This window comes from Streptomyces pathocidini (assembly GCF_001418495.1).
GTDB lineage: Bacteria > Actinomycetota > Actinomycetes > Streptomycetales > Streptomycetaceae > Streptomyces > Streptomyces pathocidini.
Genome location: NZ_LIQY01000383.1, coordinates 1 through 6792, shown reverse-complemented (window position 1 = coordinate 6792; position 6792 = coordinate 1). Strand labels below are relative to the sequence as shown.

General features: G+C 75.6%; 5 protein-coding genes and 1 pseudogene. All 6 read left to right on the top strand.

Annotated features, from left to right (window positions below; all coding sequences use genetic code 11):
- Positions 1-419 (top strand): annotated as a pseudogene (locus AOK16_RS18195) (hypothetical protein); the annotation flags it as partial.
- Positions 420-1074: 655 nt separating this feature from the next.
- The gene (locus tag AOK16_RS18190; RefSeq protein ID WP_079101511.1) at positions 1075-2751 is read left to right on the top strand and encodes an MFS transporter; all 1677 of its coding nucleotides are present in this window, start codon (positions 1075-1077) and stop codon (positions 2749-2751) included.
- Positions 2752-2851: 100 nt separating this feature from the next.
- Positions 2852-3109: a hypothetical protein gene (locus AOK16_RS18185; RefSeq protein ID WP_055473294.1), complete on the top strand. Its 258-nt coding sequence runs from the start codon at positions 2852-2854 to the stop codon at positions 3107-3109.
- Between the two features lie 35 nt (positions 3110-3144).
- Positions 3145-3486: a PIN domain-containing protein gene (locus AOK16_RS18180; RefSeq protein WP_398718257.1), complete on the top strand. Its 342-nt coding sequence runs from the start codon at positions 3145-3147 to the stop codon at positions 3484-3486.
- Positions 3487-3647: 161 nt separating this feature from the next.
- Positions 3648-5093, top strand: coding sequence for a polyprenol phosphomannose-dependent alpha 1,6 mannosyltransferase MptB (mptB, locus tag AOK16_RS18175; RefSeq protein WP_055473293.1), 1446 nt, complete (start codon positions 3648-3650; stop codon positions 5091-5093).
- Positions 5094-5350: 257 nt separating this feature from the next.
- Positions 5351-6778 (top strand): glycosyltransferase 87 family protein, encoded by a 1428-nt coding sequence (locus AOK16_RS25825; protein ID WP_240483632.1) that lies wholly within the window; start codon positions 5351-5353, stop codon positions 6776-6778.
- Positions 6779-6792: the final 14 nt, after the last annotated feature.

The following is a 6792-nucleotide window of genomic DNA, read 5'->3' as shown; positions in this document are numbered from 1 at the left end:
GGTCGCTGCGGACGGCGGTGGGCGCGGCCGTGGCGGTGGCGCTCGCGGCGCATCTCGCGGTGCAGTTCGCGGTGTTGGAGGGGGTGCTGTCGCGCGGGCGCGCGACGCGGGACGCGGTCGGGCGGACGGCCGCCGAGCTGCGGCGGGAGGGGGTGCGGCCGCCGTGTGTGGTGTCGGGGGCGGAGGCGGTGCGGATCGCCTTCCGGGCCGGGTGCGCCTCCCGCCAGGTCCGCGGGCACGACGGGAGCATCACCCGCGCGGGCCTCGCCGCGACGGCGCGCACGGTCCCGGTCGCGGTCCTGGTGACCGGCACGAACGAGCCGCCGCCGTTCGCCCGCGGCTGGCGCGTCGCGCCGCTCCCCCACCTCGGCGGCCTCCGCGACTACCGCGCGTACGTCTCCCCCTCGGCAACGCCGTAGCCCTGCGGGCTGCGCCGCACGACAACCCGCTCACGCCGGCTCGGCACCGCCGGACTCCGCCGTACCGGTTACTCGCCGTCGCGGTGGAAAGGACTTTGACGGCTGGCGCCGTCAGGCCATGGCGGCCGATGGCTTCAGCGCACCCCGAACGGGAACGCCGCAACGACCTGACCGCGGGCGGGATTCACCCACCGCCGACTCGGCACCGCCGGACCGCGCCGGACCGATTGCGCATCGCCGCAGCGGGAGGATCTTGCCGGCCACGGCGGCAAGAAGACGCACACGGCTGCACCCACGGCCACGGCCAGCACCGGCTCGGCGCCGCCGGACCGCGCCATACCCATGACCCGCCGTCGCGGCGGGCACAGACTGGGGACTTCGTCCCCAGACCCCGTCGGTCGGCACCGCCGGGTGCACGAGGTGGAGGCGCCTGGGGGACGGGTGCATGGGGACGGGCCCCGATTCCTTCCGCCGCGGCAGCACCCCGCGGTGCCGGAATCCCGGCGCCGCGGGGGTCTGGGGACGAAGTCCCCGGGGAGTTCCCGCCGCGGCAGTGGGCCGTCGCGGTGCCGGAGGCCGGCGGTCACGAGCCCGTCGCGGTCACTCGGCTGGTCCGCTACCGGTGGCGGTCGTAAGGTCGGCGTGGGAGCGACCCATGACGACCCCACGACCCGGTTCCCCAGCCCGTCCCACCGCCGGAGGCGACCCCGGCGGTGGGAGCCTCATCGCGCTGCTGGTCATCGCGTCGTGTCAGCTGATGGTGGTCCTCGACGTCACCATCGTGAACATCGCCCTTCCCCACATCCAGACCGCGCTCGGCTTCTCGACCGAGAGCCTGGCGTGGGTGGTCAACGCGTACACGCTGACGTTCGGTGGGCTGCTGCTGCTCGGCGGGCGGTCCGGGGACATCCTCGGGCGGCGGCGTGTGTTCGTCTTCGGAGTGCTGCTGTTCGTGCTCGCCTCGCTGCTCGGCGGGCTCGCGCAGAACGAGTGGGAGCTGCTGGCGGCGCGGGCCCTGCAGGGCGTCGGCGGGGCCATCGCGTCACCGACCGCGCTCGCCCTGATCACCACCACGTTCACCGAAGGCCCGGCCCGCAACCGGGCGTTCGGGGTGTTCGCGGCCGTCTCGGCGGGCGGCGGCGCGATCGGGCTGCTCGCGGGCGGGATGCTCGTGGAGTGGCTCGACTGGCGGTGGGTGCTGTTCGTCAACGTGCCGATCGGCCTGCTGATCGCCCTCGCCGCGCCCCGTTGCATCCGCGAGTCCGAGCGGCACCCCGGCAACTTCGACTTCCTGGGCGCGCTGACCGCGACGCTCGGGATGGTGTCCCTCGTCTACGGGTTCATCCGCGCCGCGCAGGACGGCTGGCGGGACAGTCTGACCCTGGCCGCGTTCGGCGCGGCCGTCGTCCTGCTGTCGCTGTTCCTGCTGGTCGAGCGGCGCTCGCGGCAGCCCATCACCCCGCTGAAGATGTTCCGCGACCGCAACCGGGCGGGCACGTACGGGATGATGCTGAGCCTGGCCGCGGCGATCTTCGGGATGTTCTTCTTCCTGACCCTGTTCACACAGAACGTGCTGCGCTTCAGCCCGTTGCGGGCGGGCCTCGCGTTCCTGCCGGTCAGCGTGGTGATCGCGGTGGGCGCGGCGCTGGCCTCACGGCTGCTGCCGCGGTTCGGGCCGAAGCCGTTCATGGTGGTGGGCGGGATCCTGGCCGCGGGCGGCCTGTCGTGGCTGACGCGGATCGACGTCCACAGCACGTACCTGGGCAGTGTCCTCGGGCCGATGCTGGTCTTCGGCTTCGGGATGGGCATGGAGTTCGTCTCGCTGACGCTCATGGCCGTCTCCGGGGTCGCGCCACGCGAGTCGGGCGCCGCGTCGGGCGTGCTCAACACGACGCAGCAGGTGGGGGGTTCGCTGGGGCTCTCGATCCTGGTGACGGCCTTCGGCACGGCCAGCCGCAACGAGGCGGCGGACGTCATCCCGCGGTTCCTCGCCGAGGCGACGCCCGCCCAGCGGGTCGTCTTCCAGCGCACGGGCCGACTCCCGCCGCCGTGGAGCGACCAGGTCCTGACGGCGGGCGTCTCGACCGCGTTCACCGTCGCCGCGGTGGCGGCGGTGCTGGCGGCGCTGATCGCCCTGCTGGTCATCCAGGTCCGCGCCTCGGACCTGGAACGCCTCCGGGGCGGAGCGCCGGGCGCCCCGACACCGGCCACACGGCCCGACCGGCTCGGCCGGTCCGACGGGGCCGACCGGCCGAGCCGGTCCGGCGAGCGCGCGGCCCCGGCGGACCCGCCCGGCGCGGACCCACCGGGCGCAGACCCGCCGCCCGATTAACCACGAGGGCGGAGCCACGGAAGGATGGACCTCCGTAAAAGCGCCCACGGGTACGGGTGCGTACCCGTATCCTGTGGCGGAAGTGGAAGGAGCCGTCACCGTGGCCGACGCCAACATTCGCATCCCCGCAGACGCCCGCGACCGACTCGCGGACGTCGCGGCCGCCGAGGGCATGTCCCTGCGCGCCTACCTGGCCCGTCTCGCCGAGAGCCTCCTCACCCCGGCGGAACGCGAGGAGCAGGCTGCGCGGGCCCGCGCGGCCCTCCGGGAGTGGAACGGCTACAACCCCACCGAGGCCGAACAGGACCACCTGGACGCCGAGTTGGACCGGCGGCTGGCCCAGGCGGCCGCTCTGTGACCGAAACCCTGCATGTCGTCCTGGACGACTCGGCCATGGTCGCCGCCGGATTCGGCAACGTCCTGGTCTCCCGTCTGATCCACCGCGCCCACGGCGAGGCCGGCTGGTTCCTGTACGCACCGTCGTGCGCACTGGTGGAGGCCGACCGTTCCCGGCCCGGCACCGCCGAACACATCGCCGCCCTACCGGGCATCACGTTCCTCGATCTGGACCTGCCCGCCGCTCTGGCCGTCGCACGCGAGGCCACCTGGGCCGACGCGCACGCGAAGTACGCGGCCCAGCCGATTCCCGACCGCCCCGACGGCGCGGTCGTCGCGACCGCAGACCCGCAGAAGTGGAAGGGCCACCCGGTCCGCGTGCTCGACGTCAACCCCTGAGCGGCGGGGCCGACGGGACCGCGTGTCCGTCCAGCCCGCCGCCGAATCGCCCCGCCACCGGCGCGCGTTGAGCCCCCCGTCACCGGGTCCTCAGGGTGTGGACGGGTGGGATTCTTCCCGGCGTCGCCTCGCGGCCACCGGTGGCTGCCAGCCTCCGCAGGATGCTGGCCTTGGACCTTCCCGACGTGGACCCGAACCGCTGCCGGACGCTGGGGTTCGCGGGGTCCGCCGCGCTCGTGGCGGGCGGGATGACCGCGGGCGCGCTGCCGGTGCGGGAGGCGCTCGTGCCGTCCTCGGGGCGGGCCGCGCTGGGGCTGGTGTGCGCGTACTTCGGGATCGTGCTGCTGGTCGCCGCCTGGTGGTGGCTGGGGCGCGCGGTGCGCGGGCCGCGGCCCCCGGCGCCCCGGGAACTGCTGGTGACACTCGCGGTGTGGGCGGCGCCGCTGCTGATGGGGCCGCCGCTGTTCAGCCGGGACGTCTACAGCTACCTCGCGCAGGGCGCCATGGTCGACGCCCGGATCGACGTGTACGCCTACGGGCCCGCGGCCCTCGGCGGCCCCCTCGCCGCCGAGGTCCCCGCCGTCTGGCAGCACACCCCCACCCCGTACGGGCCGGTGTTCCTGTCGCTGGCCTCCGGGGCCGCCGCGCTCGCCCGGTTCGAGGTGCCCGCCGGGGTACTGGGCCTGCGCGCGGTCGCCCTGCTCGGCCTCGGGCTGATGACCGCCTTCCTGCCCGCGCTGGCCCGCCGCTGCGGCGTCGACCCGTCCGCCGCGCTGTGGTTGGGCGCGCTCAACCCGCTGGTGCTGCTGCACCTGGTCGCGGGCGCGCACAACGACGCGGTGATGCTGGGCCTGCTGGGGGCGGGCCTGGTGGCCGCCCTCGGCGGCCGCCCGATCCCGGGCGCGGTCCTGGTCACTCTCGCCGCCCTGGTGAAGGCCCCGGCGGGGTTGGGCCTGCTGGCGGTGGCGGTCCTGTGGGCGACGGCCCGCGGGGGCGGACGAAGACGGCTGGTCCTCGTCCGGGCCGTCGTGCTCACCGGGGCCGTGGCGGTGGCGACCACCGTGGTTGTGACGGCTGCCACCGGGACCGGGTACGGGTGGCTCGGGGCGCTCAGCACGCCCGTGTCGCCCGGGAACTGGTCGCTGACGAGCACCCTCGGGCGGGTCAGCGGGGCGCTGCTGGACGCGGCCGGTACCGGGCTCGCGGAGTTCGCCGTGCCCGCGTGGCGGTGGCTCGGGCTGGTCGCGACCGCTGTTGCGGTCGGCGTGGTGTGGCTGCGATGCGGAGGGCGGTCGGGGGCACAGAAGTTGGGGCCGGTGCACGCGCTGGGGCTGAGCTTGGTGACGGTGTTCGCGCTGGGCCCGGCGTTCCGGCCCTGGTACGCGCTGTGGGGGGTGTTCCTGATAGCGGCGGCGGCACCGGACGGGCGGGTACGGCGCTGGGCCGCGCCCGCCAGCGGGGTGCTCGCGCTGGCGGTGCTGCCGAGCGGATTCGCCCCGGACGGGCTCCAGTTGACCCTCGCCGTCGGCGGCGGCGCCCTGGCGGCGCTGACCCTGTGGTGGACGTACCTGGCCCCGAACCCGTACCGCCTCCAGGCCGCCTCATGACGGCCCACCCCGCGGGCCCTGGTCCCGCGAACAGCAGACCCGCGAGCCCCGGCCCCAGACCCACGGGCTCCAGCTCCAGCTCCAGCTCCAGCTCCGCCAACGACCGTCCCGCGCCGCGCAGTTCCACCCACCTCGCGGCCGACGGGCCCACGAGCCGCCCGGGGGACGATCCCGCCACGGCCGGAGAACTCTCGGCGGGAGCGCCGCGGACCACGACCGCGACGCCTCACGGACGGGCGCTGACCGCCGCCGGGCTGGTGGCGGCGACCGCTGTCTTCCTCGTGACCGTCCCCCTGCACCGGGACTGGTTCGACGTCGGCGTCTACTACGGCACCGTCAACGACTGGATCCACGGCGGCGGACGGATCTACGACTACCTCCGCCCGGGCACCCACTACGGCTTCACCTACCCGCCGTTCGCCGCCGTCTGCATGCTGCCGATGGCGCTGGTCGGCTGGCCGGTGGCGGTCGCGGTCAGCATCGGGCTGAGCGCGGCGGCCGCGGCGCTGCTGCTGCACTGGCTCGCGGGCCCGGCGATACGGCGCGCGGGCTGGTGCGGGTGGTTCGCGTTCACGGTGGCAGGCTGCCTGTTCGCGCTGCTGGAGCCCGTACGCGACACCGTCAGCTTCGGCCAGGTCAACCTGGTGCTCGTCGCCCTGGTCTTCGCCGACGCCCGCCTCCTGACCGCGGCCCGCGACGGCGACGACGGCCGCGGAGGCAGCCGCGGCAGCGGAAGCAGTCCCGGCAGCGGCGGCAGCCGGGGCGCCGAGGGCCTCGCCCCGGAGCCTTCGGCTCCCGGGGGGCTGCTCGACGCGCAGGGACAGCGCCGGATCGGTCTCGACGCCGCGCAGGGCCTGCTGGTCGGTGGCGAGCCCGAGGGCGTGGATCCTGGCAGCGGCGGCGGTGACGGCCGCGGAGGCCACCTCGGCGGCGACCGCCACCGGGGCCGCCCCCTCGCCGCCCGCCTCGCGCGCTGCGCGGGCGTCGGCATCGGTCTCGCCACCGCCATCAAGCTGACCCCGGCCCTGTTCATCGGCTACCTGCTGGTCACCCGCCGCTGGCGCGCCGCCTGTGTCGCGGTCGCCACGGCCGCCGCCGCGACGCTGCTCGCCGCCCGGATCGCGCCCGGCGCCTCGCGCACGTACTGGACCGAGGCGCTGTGGGACACCGACCGCATCGGCTCGCTCGGCTATGTCTCCAACCAGTCGCTCCAGGGCGTACTGGCCCGCCTCCAGCCGGGCGAACCGGAGCGCGCGGCCTGGCTGTTGTGCGTGCTCGCGGTCCTCGCCGTCTGGGCCTGGCGGGCCCGCCGGGCGGCGGCCGACGGCGACGAGTGGGCCGGCTTCGCCCTCACCGGCCTCGCGGCCTGCCTGGTCAGCCCCATCACGTGGGTTCACCACCTGGTCTGGGCCGTCCCCGCCCTCGCGCTCCTCGCCGACACCGCGCTGCGCCGCGGCCGCCGCCCGCTGCTGGGCGCCTCCTGCGGGCTGTACGTGCTGCTGTGCTCCAGCGTGGTCTGGCTCTGGCGGTGGAACTCCACCGGCGTGGGCGCGTTCCTCGGCGCGAACCTGTACGTGTGGATCACCCTCGGGCTGCTGATCGCCCTCCCGGGACGGGAGCGGGACCGAGACCGGGGCGGGGCGCCGGATCCCCGGCTGCGGACGGCCGCCGCCCCGGCCGCGTGAAGGACAGGGTCGGG